The sequence below is a fragment of the Pseudomonas sp. EpS/L25 genome (genome assembly GCF_001512295.1).
In the GTDB taxonomy this organism is placed as follows: Bacteria; Pseudomonadota; Gammaproteobacteria; order Pseudomonadales; family Pseudomonadaceae; genus Chryseomonas.
In genome coordinates this window covers 857,498-873,517 of sequence record NZ_LNUP01000011.1, presented here as the reverse complement: position 1 = coordinate 873,517, position 16,020 = coordinate 857,498, and the positions used below count along the sequence as shown (strand labels likewise).

Here is a 16,020-nt window from a genome sequence, read left to right as displayed (position 1 = left end):
TGGGCGTGGAATATCTCAAACTTTAAGTAAAAGAACGAATATTTATGGCTGGCGTCCGAGTTCTACCCTGTACCCTGGCAATCTTCGGCGCGTTGGGCGACCTGGCCCTGCGTAAACTTTTCCCTGCCTTGTATCAGCTGGATCGTGAAGGTCTGCTGCACGACGACACCCGGATCATGGCGCTGGCGCGCGATCAGGGAGACGGGGTCAAGCAGCTCGAGCACATCGCGGAGCGTCTGCGCCACTATGTGCCCAAGGCGGACTGGGACGAGGCGGTCTTCGCCCGGATGCAGGCCCGTCTGGGCTATCGCGCCATCGATTTCCGCAACCGCGAAGACTATACGGGACTCGCCGAGGATGTGGGTGATACCGAGACGCTGATCGCCTATTTTGCCACGCCAGCCCTGGTCTACAGCGCCATCTGCGAGAACCTGGCCGCCGTCGGTCTGTGCGAGCGTACCCGGGTGGTGATGGAAAAGCCCATCGGCTACGACCTGGAGTCCTCCAAGGTGGTGAACGACGCCGTGGCACGCTTCTTCCCGGAAGACCGCGTCTATCGCATCGATCATTACCTGGGCAAGGAGACGGTGCAGAATCTCATCGCGCTGCGCTTCGCCAACAGCCTGTTCGAGACCCAGTGGAACCAGAACTACATCTCCCACGTGGAGATCACCGTGGCCGAGAAGGTCGGTATCGAGGGGCGCTGGGGTTACTTCGACCAGGCCGGCCAGCTGCGCGACATGGTACAGAACCACCTGCTGCAGCTGCTCTGCCTGACTGCCATGGACCCGCCGGCGGACCTTTCGGCCGACAGCATCCGTGACGAGAAGGTCAAGGTGCTCAAGGCCCTGGAGCCGATTACCGCCGACCAGCTCGCCAGCCGCGTGGTGCTCGGCCAGTACACCTCGGGCTACAGCGACGGCAAGCCGGTCCCGGGCTATCTCGAAGAGCCCAATTCCAACACCGAGAGCCGCACCGAGACCTTCGTCGCCATCCGCGCGGATATCCGCAACTGGCGATGGTCGGGCGTGCCCTTCTATCTGCGTACCGGCAAGCGCATGCCGCAGAAGCTGTCGCAGATCGTCATCCACTTCAAGGAACCGCCGCACTACATCTTCGCGCCCGAGCAGCGCAGCCTGATCAGCAACCGCCTGATCATCCGCATCCAGCCGGACGAGGGCATCTCGCTGCAGGTGATGAGCAAGGACCAGGGCCTGCGCAAGGGCATGCAACTGCGCAGCGGTCCGCTGCAACTGAACTTCTCCGAGACCTTCAAGCACCTGCGCACTCCGGACGCCTACGAGCGGTTGCTGCTGGAAGTCATGCAGGGCAACCAGTCGCTGTTCGTCCGCAAGGACGAGATCGAGGCGGCCTGGAAGTGGTGCGACCAGCTGATGGATGGCTGGTCGAAGATGGGCGACTCGCCCAAGTCCTATGCCGCGGGTAGCTGGGGTCCGCTGACCTCCATCGCACTGATCGCACGAGACGGGAGATCCTGGTATGGCGACGTCTGACCTGGGGCAGGGCGTGACCCTGCGCGAATTGCCCGACCGCGAGGCCCATGCCGCGGCGCTGGCCGAGGCGGTCGCCACCGCGCTGCGCGAGGCCCTGGCCGCGCGTGGCGAGGCGCTACTGATCGTTTCCGGCGGTCGCAGTCCGGTGCCTTTTCTGGAGCGGCTGGCCAAGGCCGAGCTGGACTGGGCCAAGGTCATGGTCACCCTGGCGGATGAGCGTTGGGTCCCCATCGACGATCCGGACAGCAACGCCGGTCTGCTGCGCAAGCACCTTTTCCAGGGGCCTGCAGCCGCCGCACAGTTCGTCGATCTGTACAGCCCAGCGAATACGCCGGAAGAGGGCATGGCCCTTACCGAGGCTCGCCTGCGCGATGCCCTGGGCACGCCGGACGTCCTGGTGCTGGGCATGGGTGACGATGCCCATACCGCCTCGCTGTTCCCCGGCAGCCCTGGCCTGGAAGAGGCCCTGGACCCGGCCAGCGAGCGCCTGAGCTTCCCGGGTGTCGCGCCTTCCGCGCCACAGCGCCGCATCACCCTGAGCCGTGCCTACCTGAGTCGCGCGCGGCAGCAGATCCTCGCCATCCAGGGCGCAGGCAAGCGACAGGTGCTGGAAACCGCCTTGGCCGAGGGCGACGAGTTGGCCACTCCGATCAAGGCGTTCCTGCGCGAACCCCTGGTCGTCTATTGGTGCCCCTGACGAGGAGTTAGTTTGTGGACATGCAGAACAAGATCGCGACCCTAGATGCCCTGTGCGCGCGTGCCCGGATCCTGCCGGTGATCGTGATCAATGATCCTGCCGACGTGCTGCCGTTCGCCGACGCCATGGCGGCCGGTGGCCTCACCGCGCTGGAGATCACCCTCAGATCCGCCCATGGGCTGGATGCGGTGCGTCTGCTGCGTCAGGAGCGGCCGAATCTGGACGTCGGTGTCGGCACCGTGCTCGATGTACGGATGTTCGCAGCTGCGGTCGAGGCGGGCGCCCAGTTCATCGTCACCCCGGGCACCACCGAGGAAATTCTCCAGGCCGGGGTATCGGCGCCCATCCCGCTCCTGCCCGGCATCGCCACGCCCTCGGAGATCATGCAGGCCTATCGCCTGGGCTACCGTCGCTTCAAGCTGTTCCCGGCCAACGTCTATGGCGGCGTGGATGCACTCAAGGCCTTCGCCGGCCCCTTCGCTGAACTCAAGTTCTGCCCCACGGGCGGCGTAAATCCGGGCAACGTGAAGAATTACTTCCAGCAGCCCAACCTGCTGTGCGTCGGCGGCAGCTGGATGTTGCCCAACGACGTGGTGAAGGCCAAGGACTGGAGTCGCGTCGAGCAGCTCTGCCGCGAGGCGCTCGCCGCGCTGGATTGAGGCTGCGGCCATCCGTCACCGACCTGCCCAGCTAGGCTGGCGGACCCAGGGGCGCTATCATGCGCCCTTGTCTTTTTCCTGGCGCCCGTTCCGTGGTGCCCTTGTCGTCCACTACACCGGGAGGTGCCAGATGACCCTCGATAGAAACCCCGATAAAGAATCCCTCGACGAGACCACCCCCGCGCCGGCTGGCGAAAAGCTGCAGAAGGTCCTGTCGCGCCTGGGCGTCGGCTCGCGCCGAGATGTCGAAGCCTGGATCGGCGAAGGCCGGATCAAGGTCAATGGAGTGGTCGCCACCCTGGGTCTGCGGGTGATGCCCAAGGATGCCATCGCGGTCGACGGTCGCCTCCTCAAGCGCGACCAGGCCGAAGAAGTGGTGCGCCGCGTCCTGATCTACAACAAGCCCGAGGGTGAGATCTGCACCCGCGACGATCCCGAAGGCCGGCCGACCGTCTTCGACCGCCTGCCCAAGCCCAAGCAGGGGCGCTGGATCAACGTCGGTCGCCTGGACATCAACACCACCGGCCTGCTGCTGTTCACCACCGACGGCGAACTCGCCAACCGGCTGATGCATCCGTCCTACCAGATGGACCGCGAATATGCGGTGCGGGTACGTGGCGAGGTGACCGAGGAGATGCTGCTGCGCCTGAAGAATGGCGTGATCCTCGAAGACGGTCCGGCACGTTTCACCGACGTCCAGCAGGCGCCCGAAGGTGACGGCTTCAACCACTGGTTCCATTGCGTGGTGATGGAAGGCCGTAATCGCGAAGTGCGCCGTCTCTGGGAATCCCAGGGCCTGCTGGTGAGCCGCCTGAAGCGGGTGCGTTTCGGCCCGGTGTTCATGACCAGCGATCTGCCGGTCGGGCGCTGGCGCGAGATGACCCAGTCGGAAGTGGACATCCTCGCTGCCGAGGTCGGGCTACCCCCGGTAGCCCTGCCGGCCATGGGCGGCAAGACCAAGGAAAAGCTGGAGCGCCAGCAGCGCAAGACCGCCCGTCCCATCGATGCGGGTCGCGGCTCACGCAACAAGACTGCCAAAGCCGGAAAAACCCAGGGATCGGCCGTGGCCGAGCGTCCCAGCGAGGTCGGTCGCAAGCCGGCCGGCAAGGGACGTACGGCGCCGGGTATCGCACCGCGTCGTGGCCCGAGTGGTGGTGGTACCGGTAAGGGTGGTCGCCGCTAGGAAGTGAGGTCGCCTGCCCGGCAGGCGACCTTCAGGCCAGGCTGCAGAGCCGATTGCGGCCGCTGGCCTTGGCCTGGTACAGGGCGCTGTCGGCGCGCTGCAGCAGGCAGCGCGCCGACTCCACGTCGCGCAGGGTCGCCAGGCCTATGCTGAGGGTGACCGACAGGGGGATGGCGCCCTCGCGCGAGGTCTGAGTCTCGACCGCCGCTCTCAGACGTTCCGCCACCGTGTGGGCCGCCTCGTGGGAAGTGGCCGACAACAGGACGCAGAATTCCTCGCCGCCGAAGCGGAACACCATGTCCATGCTGCGCAGGCAGCTGGCGATGGTCTGGGCGGTCTGCCGCAGCACATCGTCACCCACGCCGTGGCCGAAGCGGTCGTTGATGCGCTTGAAATGGTCCAGGTCGAGCATCAGCAGTGACAGTGGCTGCTGCGTCCGACGCGCCAGTTCCAGCTCCCGTACCAGGGCGCGATCCAGGGCGCTGCGGTTGCCTACGCCGGTGAGGGCATCACGCAGGGCGTTGTTCAGCGCCTCGCGGTAGAGCAGGGCGTTGCGCAGGGGAAACATCAGACTGCCGAGCAGCAGCTCCAGCGCCATGAGCTCGCCCTCATGGAAGCGCTCGCTGCGGCATACGCTGAGATCACCCAGGGGAATGTCGCCCTGGCTCAGGTGATAGTGCACCTGATGGCCGGTTTCCTGTCCCAGGCTGATGTCGATGCCCTCCCGCGCATGGCGATAGGACAGGCCGGGCAAATCCACCAGGGCGCTGACTTCCTGCTGGAAGAGCTGCAGCACGCGCTCCAGGTCCAGCGACGCCTGCAGCACCGCCGTCAGGCGTTGGCGCAGGGCACGCAGGACCTCGGGATCGCTTTCGCGAGTGGGGGCGGTCAGGCTCGCATTGCGTTGCTGGCGGGCGAGATCGAAATCGATGGTGTTGGATGAGGGCGGGACCATGCCGGATTCTCCTTGGCCGATGGTCACCCTACAGCGAGAACTGTGCCAGTTCTTTTATTTGCATTTAAATCAATGAGTTGAGTCAATGATGGCCAATCGCCGCTGGTAAGTTGACACCCAAACAGCGAACCGGCGCGTCTTTCGTCGGATACGCGACGACTTTCCGACGCCCGGTTCGCAGAGACTGCTTCAAGAGTTAACCGATAACCTTGGGAATACCCGCTAGACCTTCAGGACCAGCTTGCCGAAGTTCTCGCCGGAGAACAGCTTCATCAGCGTCTGCGGGAAGGTATCCAGACCCTCCACTACATGTTCACGGGACTTGAGCTGGCCGTCCGCCAGCCAGATGGCCAGTTGCTGCTGGGCTTCGGGGTAACGCGCGGCATGGTCCAGCACGATGAAGCCTTCCATGCGCGCGCGATTGCTGAGCAGCGCCAGGTAGTTCTGCGGACCCTGAATCTTGTCGCTGTTGTATTGGCTGATGGCGCCACACAGGACTACCCGGGCGCGGAAGTTGATCTGGGCGAGCACCGCATCCAGCGTCGGACCGCCAACGTTGTCGAAATAGACGTCGACGCCATTGGGACATTCCCGGCGCAGGGCGGCGGCCAGATCCGGCTCGGCCTTGTAGTCGATGGCGGCATCGAAGCCCAGCTCCTCGATCAGGTAGCGGCATTTCTCGGCGCCGCCAGCGATACCCACCACATGGCAGGCCTGGAGCTTGCCGATCTGGCCGACCATGCTGCCGACCGCGCCGGCCGCGCCGGACACCACGAGGGTCTCGCCGGCCTTGGGCGCGCCCACTTCCAGCAGGCCGAAATAGGCGGTCAGGCCGGTCATGCCCAGCACCGAGAGGTACTGCGGCAGGCTGGCCTTGCTCGGATCGACCTTGTAGAAGCCTTGGGGCTCGCCGAGGTAGTAGTCCTGGATGCCCAGCATGCCGTTGACGGTGTCGCCGGGCTTGAAGTCCGGATGCTGGGAGGCGACCACCTCGCCCACGCCCAGGGCCCGGATGACCTCGCCGATGCCGATGGGCTTGATGTAGGACTTGCCCTCGTTCATCCAGCCGCGCATGGCCGGATCGAGGGACAGGTAGAGATTCTTGACCAGCACCTGACCGGCGCCGGGTTCGCCTACCGGCTGCTCGACGCGCTCGAAGTTTTCCGCGGTGGGTTCGCCGGATGGACGCTTGGCGAGCAGGAATTGGCGATTGGTACGGGACATGGTGGTCTCCTGTGGGGAACGATCAAGTTCCGACCGATCAGGAGCCCACTCGTTTCCTAGGCGCGGCGTGCGGTCAGTAGCAAACTGGCCACGAGACCCGCCACCAGGCCCCAGAAGGCCGAGCCCACTCCGGCCAGCGTCAGGCCCGATGCCGTTACCAGGAAGGTGATCAGGGCCGGCTCGCGCTGGCTGGGTTCGACCAGGGCGCCGTGCAGCCCGTTCATGATCGAGCCGAGCAGCGCCAGCGCCGCGACCGAGATCACCAGCTCGCTGGGCAGGGAGGCGAAGAGGGCGGCCAGGGTCGCGCCGAAGAGGCCGGCGAGGCCATAGAAGAGTCCGCACCAGACCGCCGCCGTGTACCTCTTGCCGGCGTCTTCGTGGGCCTGGGGACCGGTGCAGATCGCTGCGCTGATGGCCGCCAGGTTGATGCCATGGGAGCCGAAGGGGGAGAGCAGCAGGGAGGCGATTCCGGTGGTGGCGATCAGCGGCGAGGCCGGCACCGCGTAGCCATCGGTGCGGAGCACGGCGATGCCGGGCATGTTCTGCGAGGCCATGGCCACCACGAACAGGGGGATGGCGATGCCGATGGTGGCGGTGAGGGAAAAGGTGGGGGCGGTCCAGATCGGAGTCGCCAGCTCCGGGCGCAGCTGGCTGAAGTCCAGCAGGCCGAGGCTGGCCGCCAAGAGCAGGCCAGTCACCAGGGCTACCAGCACGCAGTAGCGGGGCCAGAGACGTTTGGCCACCAGATAGCTCAACGCCATGCCCAGCACCAGCGCGGTCCGGTGCTGGGCCGCCGCGCAGATCTCGATGCCGATACGGAAGAGGATCCCGGCCAGCAGCGCGGCGGCCAGGGCCGGCGGCACCCGGCGCAACAGCCGGTCGACGCTGCCGGTGAGGCCGCACAGGGCCAGCAGGGCCGCGCAGACGATGAAGGCGCCGATGGCGTCGCTGTAGGGCACCGACGGCAGGCTGGTGACCAGCAGGGCCGCACCCGGGGTCGACCAGGCGATGACGATGGGCGTCCGGTACTTCAGCGACAGGCCGATGGTGGTCAGGGCCATGCCGATGGACAGCGCCCAGATCCAGGAGGAAATCTGACCGGTGCTGAGCCCGGCGTTCTGGCCGGCCTGGAACATCAGCACCAGGGAACTGGTGTAACCCACCAGCATGGCGACGAAACCGGCCACGAAGGCCGCGGGAGAGCTGTCGGCCAGCGGTCTGAGCCGGCGCTTGGTGACGTCCATGGTGGCTCTCAATGGTGGCCGAACAGGATCGGATAGAGCGACAGCACCAGCAGCAGGGCCATGCTCCAGTTGAACACCCGCAGGCGTGTCGGGCTGCTGAGCAGGCGGCGCAGGCCCATGCCGAACAGGGTCCAGAGACTGACGCTGGGCAGGTTGATGAGGGCGAAGAGCAGGGCCACCAGCAGCAGGTTGGCGGTGAAGTTCTCCGCCGGAATATAGGCTGTGACGGCGGTGATCGCCATCACCCAGGCCTTGGGATTCACCCACTGGAAGGCAGCGGCCTGGAAGAAGCCAAAGGGCTTGCCGCTGGCGCCGTCACGGGGGGAAGGCGCGGCGGCGGTGGCGAGTTTCCAGGCGAGATACAGCAGGTAGGCACCGCCCACCACGCGCAGGGCGAGCTGCAGCGGCGGATAGAGCAGGAAGAGTTGCGCCAGCCCCAGGCCGGTACAGATTACCAGCAGCATATGGCCCAGGCTGATGCCGAACATGTGCGGCAGGGTCCTGCGGAAGCCGAAATTCACGCCTGAGGCCAGCAGCATCATGTTGTTGGGGCCGGGCGTGGCGGAAGAAACGAAGGCGAACAGAACGAAGGCGGCGAGAATTTCGACGGTCATGGTGGCTTCCCTGGGCTTTGTCCCAGCTTAGCCAGAGCGCGCGTGCGGGTATCCGTACACCGGCACGGCGAGAAACCATTACAGTTGCACTTTCGCGACCAGCAGTCTTCAACTGTCCTGGCGTTCTTCGGCCACTGTGTAGCGGCCGCTCAAGGCCTGGTTGAACGCCAGCCAGCCCTCGGCGGCCTGGGGACCGACGCTGGCCAGCGCCGCCTGCACCAGGCGCATCTGCTCGCGTCTCAGGGTCTGCTCCAGTGCCGCGCCGCCGCGGGTCAGCGATAGCCTGCGCTTGCGCTTGTCGCTGGCGTCGGTCTCCATCACCACCAGTTGCATCTCCAGCAACTGCCGCAGCGGGATGTTCAGCGCCTGCTTGCTCACGTTGAGCACCTCCAGCAGCGCCTTGTTGCTCAAGCCCGGATCACGGGCGATGAAGAACAGGATGCGCTGGTGGACGCGACTCAGCCCGCGGCGGGCGAGCATGTCGTCGGCCTTGGCGGTGAACGCCTGGTAGCCGAAGAAGAAGCTTTCCATGACTTCGCGTTGGCTGGCGGTCTGGTTTAGGTCAAGCATATTGACTTGTCTTTCCAGGGTAGATTAGGGTCGGTCAACCAGTTTGACTCATTAAGCGGCCGCAGGCCACGGAGGAAGATGGCATTTTCCGAACGGGTGACCAGGCTCAAGAGCAGTCTGATCCGGGATATCCTGGCAGCGGCGCAGCGTCCGGAGGTGATGTCCTTCGCCGGTGGCCTGCCGGCCGAACGCTGCCTGCCGACAGTGGACTGGCGCGCCATGCCCGCCGGCCTGGGCCAGTACGGCATGAGCGAAGGCGAGCCCGCGCTGCGCGAGGCCATCGCCGTCCAGGCCCGCAGCTACGGCCTGGACTGTACGGCCGAGCAGGTGCTGGTAACCACCGGCTCGCAGCAGGCGCTGGATCTGATCGCCAAGCTGTACATCGACGTCGATACGCCGGTGCTGCTGGAAGGCCCCACCTACCTCGCGGCCCTGCAGAGCTTCCAGTTCTTCGACGCCAACTGCCTGAGCGTGAGCCTGACGGCGGAAGGGCTGGACCTTGCCGCCTTGCGTGACTGCCTGGCGGCGCGGCGCCCGGCCTTCGCCTATCTCATCCCGACCTTCCAGAATCCGTCCGGGGTACGCTACAGCCCGAACAACCGGGCAGCGGTGGCGGCGCTGCTGGACGAGTTCGCTGTCACCCTGGTGGAAGACGAACCCTATCGCGAGCTGTGCTATGACGGTGAGCTTGCGCGGCCGCTCTGCGCCCAGCTCCAGCGCAGCGCCTGGATCTATACCGGCAGTCTGTCCAAGACCCTGCTACCCGGCCTGCGGGTGGGCTATCTGATCGCCTCGCCGGAGCTGCTCAAACCCTTGCGGGCACTCAAGCAGGCGGCCGACCTGCACACCTGTCGCGTCAGCCAGTGGCAGGTGCTGCAATGGCTGGGCACCGAGCGTTATGGTCGGCATCTGGACGAGGTGCGAGCTTTCTACCGGGAGCGTCGGGACAGCTTCGCCGCGGCCCTGGGTCGGCATTTCAGCGATATCGCCGACTGGCAGGTGCCCCAGGGTGGGCTGTTCTTCTGGCTGCGGCTGAAAACGCCCATCGATACCCGTACGCTGCTGGACCAGGCCCTGGCGGAGCAGGTCGCCTTCATGCCCGGCGAGCCCTTCTTCGCCGATCCCGACCAGCATCGCGGTCTGCTGCGCCTCAACTTCAGCCATGTGCTGCCCGAACGCCTCGACACCGGCTTGGCCCGCCTGGCCGCCGTGATCCGGCAAGCCACCCCCGACGACAAGGAGCTATGAGATGTATCAGGTCCATGGTGATCGCCGTTCCGGCAACTGCTACAAGGTCGTGCTGATGCTGCACCTACTGGGTGTGGACTATCGCTGGCACGACGTCGACATCCTCGCCGGCGAGACCCGTACCGCGGCGTTCCTGGCGAAGAATCCGAATGGCAAGATTCCGGTGCTGGAGCTGGAGGATGGCACCTGCCTTTGGGAATCCAACGCCATCCTCAACTTCCTGGCGGAGGGTAGTCGTTTCCTGCCGAGCGAGCCGCGGCTGCGTACCCAGGTGCTGCAGTGGCAATTCTTCGAGCAGTACAGTCATGAACCCTATGTGGCGGTGGCGCGTTTCATCCAGCTCTACCAAGGTCTGCCAGAGTCCCGTCGTGCCGAGCACCAGGCATGCCTGGAGCGTGGCTACCGCGCACTGGCGGTGATGGAGCAGCAGTTGCAGCGCACTCCCTTCCTGGTGGGCGAGGGCTATTCGATCGCCGATATCGCGCTCTATGCCTATACCCATGTGGCCGACGAAGGAGGTTTCGTGCTGGATGACTTTCCGGCGCTGCGCGCCTGGCTGGCCCGGGTAGCCGCCCAACCGGGCCACGTGCCGATCGGCTGAAAGCGAAGGAGCGAGGCTCGCTCGCTCTCTGGTAGACGGCTGTCCGGTGCGTTCTAGCGCGCGCTCACCACAAATTGCCAGTACTGGTTGAGCCGCCGCTCACCGCCGTTGGCGGTCAGCAGGACCGAAGACGGCGGCTTGGTCTGCAGCTCCGGCAGCGACTTCATCAGCGCCGTCCAGTTGCTGTAGTAGGTCTGCAGGCAGCGGCGCGCGGTGCCGTTGTTCTGCAACGAGGTGAGGGCCTTCTGGTAGGCCGGTTCGATCTGCGACAGCGCCTCGGCGACGCAGCTGTCGGTATCGGCGAAACGTGCCGTGTCACCGATCCGCGTGCCGGCGATGACCGCCTTGTTGGCGCAGGTCTTGAAGGCGGCCATGGTGGTCTGCTCGAACAGCAGTGCATCCTGGTCCATGGCGAAGACAGGGCTGCTGCAGAGGGCAGCGACCGCAACGGCTGAAGCGAAAGCGTGGCGTTTCATGGTGGGCGTCCCTGACTACGTCGGTGCAACGTGGTGGCATCAATGCACAGCGGCAGACTACGCCGCCAGGCGAATGTTCAGCACAGAAGGCGGCAAAGCGCCATCAGGTGATTTCCACCAGACCGACGGTCGTGAGACCAATGAACAGGGCGGTCAGAGCGACCATGGCGAAGGCCAACAGATAATCTTCCATCAAGGTTTCCCCTACTACGATGATGGCGATAGGACTCATGGCAACTGGCCAGGTTCGTAGGAGATACATTGGTTTGCCGGCCTGCCGACGAAAGGTAAGACGACAGATGAAGGGGGAGGCCTGCCGACGTCCACTGTCACGTCGGCAAGCCAGGGGCCATCACTCTTCCAGACGGTTCTTGTCGAGCTTCTGGGCGAGACCTGCGCCCAGGTCGGCACCGGTCACCGGGGCAGCGCTCGGGTCCGACATCGTGCGGGTGGCCAGTTGCTCGACCGCCTTGGCTTGCTTCGATGGCAGTTGCACGGCGGCCAGGCCGTCGCCGCCATCCACCGCCGGGCCGGGCTGCTCGACGTATTCCCAGTCCTGGCCCTGGTTCCAGGGACCGCGCAGATCGCCTTCGCCTTGCGACAGGTTGTAGTAGACGCTGGCGAACTCGGGACGCGGCGGCACCTTGCCCTGGGGGAAGTTGGGCTGGATGGAGTGCAGGGCGTTCTCGAAGGATTTCTGGTGGGCGATCTCGCGGGTCATCAGGAAGCTCAGGGTGTCCTGGATACCCGGGTCATCGGTGACGTTGATCAGTCGCTCGTAGACGATCTTGGCGCGAGCCTCCGCGGCGATGTTGGATCTCAGGTCGATGGTGGGTTCGCCGATGGTATCGATGTAGGCGGCGGTCCAGGGCACACCTGCCGAGTTGACCAGGGCAGGGCCGCCACCATAGAGGATCTGGGTGACGTGGGAATCGTTACCGGCCCCGGTCAGGGAACGGTACATGTCCGCCTCTGCCTGGGTCTTCTCCGCCAGGTCGCCCTTGGCACCCTTGTTCAGCATGGCGATCAGCGAGCCGATGATCTCCAGGTGGCTCAGTTCCTCGGTGGCGATGTCGAGCAACATGTCCTTGCGGCCCGGGTCCAGCTCGGCTATCGCCTGGGTGAAGTAGCGCATGGCGGCGGCGAGTTCGCCTTGGGGACCGCCGAATTGCTCCAGCATCAGGTTGGCGAGGCCGGGATTGGGTTCGGACACGCGCACGGTGTATTGCAGTCGCTTGTTATGGACGAACATGTAACCTCCAGGGGCTAGTCACGGGTAACGCGGGGTGGTTCAGCGCTTCGCGGTCAGATCGGGATCGGCGGAGCGTTCCAGGAAGGCTCTGGTGGTGGCGGGCAGGTCTTCGAGCAACCAGGCCGCCATGGCCTTCTCCTGTTCGAGGATGCGTTCGCAGGCCCGCTGCGTTTCGCTGTCGCCGATCTCGGCTGCCGCCGCGATCAGCACGGTATAGGTGGCGATCTCGATGTTCTCGAAGACGTAGCCACTGATGGCGCCCTTGATGACCTCGTCGCTCATCGGCGCGCCACCGATGGCCTGGCCCAGTGCCATCAACTTGCCGCCCATGTCCTTGAGGGTAGAGGGACTGCTGCCGAGTCGGCTCAGGCAACTCTCGATCACCTGGCGCTGTTCCTGGGTTTCCCGGATGTGCTGCTCGATGCGTTGGCGCAGGCGGGGGTAGTGCTCCAGGCGGGCCGATTGGGCAGTGAGCATCTTTTCCGCCTGCTCTTCCATGCCGTGGGCGTCGCGAAGCCAATCGATAAGGTTGTCTTTCTTGGATGCAGTCATGGAAAACTCCTGTTGGAAAAAAGGACGTGGCGATGGCCTCGTCCGCCACCAGATCCAGGTTCTGTCTGATTATTAGTGGGCCAGGAGGAAGCAGAGATTCGGGCGACGTGGGCCTTTCGGATCGGTGGGGAAGGCGGGTGGATTTTGTTTTACAACCCCAGCGGCGGCGGGAGGTCTGGCAGCCTTTTTTGTTGTACGCGGGGGCTTTGGCTGTACAAGTCTTGTCTCGGCCGCTGCCATCTATAGTCATATGTTTACCGTTCGCGCGGCCCTGAGTACCGTTCACCCTCTGCGTGGCGGATCGCTCTGCATTTGTGTCAGGATTCGACGACGCAGGAGGAAGGAGTCAGCATGGACGTGCCTGAGGAGGGACATCCGGGCTCGGGTTCGACCGGGCAGGGCGGGCACGAAAGCAGCCGCTGGCCGGATCCGAACGGGCTGGGCGTCGAACCTGAGCGGATCGTCGCGCGGCTGCGTGAGGCGGCCGCCGATGCCGATTGGGCCTGGTATCAGCGCCACGGCGGCTGGTGCCGGATGGCGCAGGGCAACGCGGCGGGGCAGTGGCCGCTGTCGCTCGACGACGCCCAGTTGGCCGCGCTGCGTGCCGAGCAGGCCGTCCTGTCCCATCCCACCGGCTGCGGACCGACGCCGCCGGGCTGGTTGCTTGCCCGCCCCGATGGCCGTACCGATTTCGCCGCCCTGGCCCTGCGCTTCGGCTTCGTTCTGCAGCAGCGGCAACTCGAGCGCGCCCAGGCCATCCAGCAGGTGCTCTACGACATCACCTACCTGGCCAGTTCGACGGTGGATCGCCAGCTGTTCATGCAGCGCACCCACGAGTTGTTGGAGGCGCTGATCGATGCCGAGAATCTCTGCCTGGCGCTGCTGGATCCGGTATCCGAGCACATCCACTATCCCTACTACTTCGACCAGCGCGACGAGGCTCCGCCCGAGCCTGGCTCATTCGAGCCCCTGGAGCATCATCGGCCGAGCCTGACCGCCCATGTCCTGCTTCATGGCGAACCGCTGCTGCTGTCCAAGGAGGCCATCGAGCTCGCCCTGAAGCAGGGCCCCTACTATTGCCAGGGCACGGTGCCCGAATTCTGGATGGGCATCCCGCTCAAGGACGGCGCCGGCCACACCTTCGGCGTGCTCAGCCTGCAGGTCTATGACCGCGAACGCCGCTACGGCAGCGAGGACCAGGCACTGTTCCAGGTCATCGCCCGCGACGTGGCCATGGCGCTGGATCGCATTCTCCGGCGCGAGGATCTGGAGGCGACGGTGGGGCAGCGCACCCAGGAACTGTCCGATCTCAATGCGCGCCTGCGCGAGCAGATCATCGAACGGGAGCGCGCCGAGCAGTTGCAGGCGGCGCTGTTCCGCATCGCCGAGCTGTCCAGCGCCAGCCCCGACATGACTGATCTGCTGAGTGGCCTGCACCAGGTGGTGGGGGAGCTGATCTATGCGCAGAATTTCTACATCGCGCTGTATGACGATGCGTCCGGCGAGGTGAGTTTTCCCTATTTCGTCGACGAGCGACGTACCCAGGCACCGATCAGGCGCCGCAGGACCCGCGGCTACACGGAATACACCATCCGCCAGCGCCGTCCTTGCCTCATCGATCGGCAGAAGGCGTGGGAGCTGATCGAGCAGGGCGAGATCACGCCCGTGGAGGGCACGCCCGAGGCCTGGTCCTGGCTGGGCATACCGCTCTACGACGGCCAGCACGTCCGCGGGGTACTGGCGGTGCAGAGCTATCGCGAGGACGTCTACTACAGCAACCGGGACCAGGAACTGCTCACCTTCGTCTCCCGCCACATCGACACCGCCTTGTCGCGGCGCAGCGCCGCGGAGGCGGTGCTGCAATCCCGGCTGGCCCTGGAGGTGCGGGTACAGGAGCGGACCAAGGCGCTGGACGAGGCCAATGCCAGATTGCTGTACGAGAACAACCATGACGCCCTCACGCGCCTGCCCAATCGCAGCTTCTTCCAGCAACGCCTGGGAGAGCTCTGGAGCGCACTGGAACGCGACGGCAGCGGCCTGGCGGTGATGTTCCTCGATCTGGACCGCTTCAAGCGGGTCAATGACCAGTTCGGCCATCCCTTCGGCGATCTGCTGCTGGTGGCGGCGGCCGCGCGGCTATCCGGTTGCCTGCGCGAGACCGACCTGCTGGCGCGCCTGGGCGGCGACGAATTCGCCATCCTGGTGCCTGGCGGTGGGCTGGAGTTTCCGGTGGCCATCGCCCAGCGCATCATCGAGGCCTTCGACCGCCCTCTGGTGATCGACGATCACAGCCTGTTCGCCTCCTGCAGCATCGGCATCGTGGTCGCCGATCCGAGTCTCCACCGCCAGCCGGACGATCTGCTGCGCGACGCCGACACGGCCATGTACCGCGTGAAGCAAGGCGGACGCGACAACTTCGCGGTGTTCAACCAGGAGCTGCGCCAGGTGGTCTCCGACCAGGTGGTCCGCGAGGGAGCCTTGCGCAAGGCGCTCAAGCACGACAACGAGCTGGAGCCCTTCTTCCAGCCCATCGTCGAGGTGACGAGCGGCCGGGTGGCGGCGCTGGAAGCCTTGATCCGCTGGCGCCAGCCCGATGGCAGCGTCCTGGTGCCGGGCGCCTTCCTGCCGGAGCTGGAAGGCCTGCGGCTGATCGGCCGGTTGGATACCTACATGCTGACACGCATCGCCGCCATCCTGGCCGAGCCGGCCCAGGCCGATTGGCCGGTGGTGCATGTCAACTGCTCCAGCTACAGCATCGTGCGGCCGGAATTCGCCGACGAAGTGCTGGGCATCCTGGCCGCCCATGGCGTGGCGCCTTCGCGCATCTGCCTGGAGCTGACCGAAGGGGCGCTGGTGGCCGAGCCGGCCCAGGCCAAGGCGACCATGGAGGCGCTGGATCGCCACGGAGTCTCGGTGGTGCTGGATGACTTCGGCGCGGGCTTCTCGTCGCTCGGCTACGTGCACGAGTACCGCTTCCGCGGCCTCAAGATCGACAAGTCGTTCGTGCTGCGCCTGGCGGACAGCACGCGCAGCGTGGCCATCGTGCGCGCCATCGTGCGCATGGCCGAATCCCTGGAACTCGACGTGGTCGCCGAGGGCGTCGAGGATGACCAGGCACTGCAACTGCTCAAGGACATGGGCGCCGGCCATGCCCAGGGCTATCACTTCGCCAGACCGATGGACCTCCCGGCGATCCGCCGGCTGCTGGCCGCCAACCCCTGAGCGCCTCTT

At 65.5% G+C, this 16,020-nt stretch carries 15 protein-coding genes; 7 read left to right on the top strand and 8 right to left on the bottom strand.

Features of this window, described 5'->3' with window-relative positions:
• Positions 1–44 precede the first annotated feature (44 nt).
• The 4 genes from zwf (at position 45) to rluB (ending at position 4,053) form a co-directional block, all read left to right on the top strand.
• Complete coding sequence (gene zwf, locus AR540_RS12995; protein WP_059229544.1) at positions 45–1,514, top strand: glucose-6-phosphate dehydrogenase; 1,470 nt, start codon at positions 45–47, stop codon at positions 1,512–1,514.
• Positions 1,501–2,211 (top strand): 6-phosphogluconolactonase, encoded by a 711-nt coding sequence (gene pgl / locus AR540_RS12990; protein WP_059229542.1) that lies wholly within the window; start codon positions 1,501–1,503, stop codon positions 2,209–2,211. The genes zwf and pgl overlap by 14 nt, the downstream gene beginning before the upstream one ends.
• A 20-nt stretch (positions 2,212–2,231) precedes the next feature.
• Positions 2,232–2,870 (top strand): bifunctional 4-hydroxy-2-oxoglutarate aldolase/2-dehydro-3-deoxy-phosphogluconate aldolase, encoded by a 639-nt coding sequence (locus AR540_RS12985; RefSeq protein ID WP_059229756.1) that lies wholly within the window; start codon positions 2,232–2,234, stop codon positions 2,868–2,870.
• Positions 2,871–3,000: 130 nt separating this feature from the next.
• Entirely contained in the window at positions 3,001–4,053 is a 1,053-nt protein-coding gene (gene rluB, locus AR540_RS12980) for a 23S rRNA pseudouridine(2605) synthase RluB (protein ID WP_059229540.1), read from the top strand.
• 31 nt (positions 4,054–4,084) lie between these two features.
• On the opposite strand, the gene AR540_RS12975 is transcribed toward rluB, so the two are convergent.
• The 5 genes from AR540_RS12975 to AR540_RS12955 form a co-directional block, all read right to left on the bottom strand.
• Positions 4,085–5,008, bottom strand: a complete 924-nt coding sequence (locus AR540_RS12975) for a GGDEF domain-containing protein (RefSeq protein ID WP_059229537.1) — start codon at positions 5,006–5,008, stop codon at positions 4,085–4,087.
• Positions 5,009–5,230: 222 nt separating this feature from the next.
• Complete coding sequence (locus tag AR540_RS12970) at positions 5,231–6,232, bottom strand: NADP-dependent oxidoreductase (RefSeq protein ID WP_059229535.1); 1,002 nt, start codon at positions 6,230–6,232, stop codon at positions 5,231–5,233.
• A 56-nt stretch (positions 6,233–6,288) separates the two neighbouring features.
• A complete protein-coding gene (locus tag AR540_RS12965) occupies positions 6,289–7,476 on the bottom strand; it encodes a benzoate/H(+) symporter BenE family transporter (protein WP_059229534.1) in 1,188 nt (395 codons plus the stop codon).
• An 8-nt stretch (positions 7,477–7,484) separates the two neighbouring features.
• Positions 7,485–8,090, bottom strand: a complete 606-nt coding sequence (locus AR540_RS12960) for a LysE family translocator (RefSeq protein WP_059229531.1) — start codon at positions 8,088–8,090, stop codon at positions 7,485–7,487.
• 108 nt (positions 8,091–8,198) lie between these two features.
• A complete protein-coding gene (locus AR540_RS12955; protein WP_059229530.1) occupies positions 8,199–8,660 on the bottom strand; it encodes a MarR family winged helix-turn-helix transcriptional regulator in 462 nt (153 codons plus the stop codon).
• A 78-nt stretch (positions 8,661–8,738) separates the two neighbouring features.
• Between AR540_RS12955 and AR540_RS12950 the strand changes: the two genes are divergently transcribed.
• Together AR540_RS12950 and AR540_RS12945 are read left to right on the top strand one after the other, a co-directional pair.
• Entirely contained in the window at positions 8,739–9,908 is a 1,170-nt protein-coding gene (locus tag AR540_RS12950; RefSeq protein ID WP_059229528.1) for an aminotransferase-like domain-containing protein, read from the top strand.
• A 1-nt stretch (position 9,909) separates the two neighbouring features.
• The gene (locus AR540_RS12945; protein WP_059229525.1) at positions 9,910–10,509 is read left to right on the top strand and encodes a glutathione S-transferase family protein; all 600 of its coding nucleotides are present in this window, start codon (positions 9,910–9,912) and stop codon (positions 10,507–10,509) included.
• 53 nt (positions 10,510–10,562) lie between these two features.
• Here the strand turns inward: AR540_RS12945 and AR540_RS12940 are convergent, their stop codons facing one another.
• The 3 genes from AR540_RS12940 to AR540_RS12930 all read right to left on the bottom strand — a co-directional run bounded on the left by AR540_RS12940 (position 10,563) and on the right by AR540_RS12930 (position 12,789).
• The gene (locus tag AR540_RS12940) at positions 10,563–10,985 is read right to left on the bottom strand and encodes a hypothetical protein (RefSeq protein WP_236712056.1); all 423 of its coding nucleotides are present in this window, start codon (positions 10,983–10,985) and stop codon (positions 10,563–10,565) included.
• A gap of 352 nt (positions 10,986–11,337) precedes the next feature.
• The gene (locus tag AR540_RS12935) at positions 11,338–12,237 is read right to left on the bottom strand and encodes a manganese catalase family protein (protein WP_059229522.1); all 900 of its coding nucleotides are present in this window, start codon (positions 12,235–12,237) and stop codon (positions 11,338–11,340) included.
• 39 nt (positions 12,238–12,276) lie between these two features.
• The gene (locus AR540_RS12930) at positions 12,277–12,789 is read right to left on the bottom strand and encodes a ferritin-like domain-containing protein (protein WP_059229520.1); all 513 of its coding nucleotides are present in this window, start codon (positions 12,787–12,789) and stop codon (positions 12,277–12,279) included.
• A gap of 351 nt (positions 12,790–13,140) precedes the next feature.
• Here AR540_RS12930 and AR540_RS12925 point away from each other — a divergent pair, with 351 nt between their 5' ends.
• Positions 13,141–16,011, top strand: a complete 2,871-nt coding sequence (locus AR540_RS12925) for a sensor domain-containing phosphodiesterase (protein WP_059229518.1) — start codon at positions 13,141–13,143, stop codon at positions 16,009–16,011.
• The last annotated feature ends 9 nt before the right edge of the window (positions 16,012–16,020 follow it).